This is a genomic window from Streptomyces katrae (genome assembly GCF_000966975.1).
Lineage (GTDB): Bacteria > Actinomycetota > Actinomycetes > Streptomycetales > Streptomycetaceae > Streptomyces > Streptomyces katrae.
Window position 1 is genome coordinate 1 of record NZ_JZWV01000946.1, and the last position, 623, is coordinate 623.

Here is a 623-nt window from a genome sequence, read left to right on the forward strand (position 1 = left end):
CTTCCTTGCTAGCAGGGGCCCGCCGGGGACGCGCTGTCCTGTACGGCCGGTCCAGTGACGCCGGCGGGCGCGGGGGCGGTGCGGCGCGTGAGGTGCGGCGGGGTCTCCCGGGCGGGCTCCTTGCGGACGAAGGCCCGGCGCAGGGCGTGGTAGGGGGCGTGCGGGTCGTCGAAGGTCCTCTTCATCAGGGCCAGTTCGTCCGCCCGGTACGAGGCCAGGGGGCGGCGGGCCTCGTCCCGCTCCCGGCGGGCCTTCTTGGCGGCGATCCGCGCGGGGGTCGCCGGGAGGGCGGCCAGACGGGCCGCGAGCCGGGCCGTCTCGCCGGCGAAGGCCTCGGGCGGGCAGGCGAGCGTACGGTCGGACAGGCCGAGGCCGAGGGCCGCGGCGGCGCTCAGCGGCAGGGCGTCCTGGGTGAGCCGGGCGGCGGCGGCCTCGCCGACGCGGGCCGGCAGGGTGTACGTCCAGTACTCGGAGCCGTACAGGCCCATCAGGCGGTAGTGGGGGCTCAGGACCACGCCCGAACGGCACCAGACCTCGTCGGCGGCGAGGGCGAGCATGGCGCCGCCCGCGGCGGCGTTCCCGCCGAGGGCGGCGACGACGAGCCGGTCGGTGGTGGTAAGGAC

General features: G+C 78.0%; 1 protein-coding gene. It reads right to left on the minus strand.

Going from position 1 to position 623, the window contains the following annotated elements:
• Positions 1 to 8: 8 nt before the first annotated feature.
• The coding region (locus VR44_RS30185; RefSeq protein ID WP_045950798.1) for an enoyl-CoA hydratase-related protein at positions 9 to 623 on the minus strand (615 nt) is incomplete at its 5' end.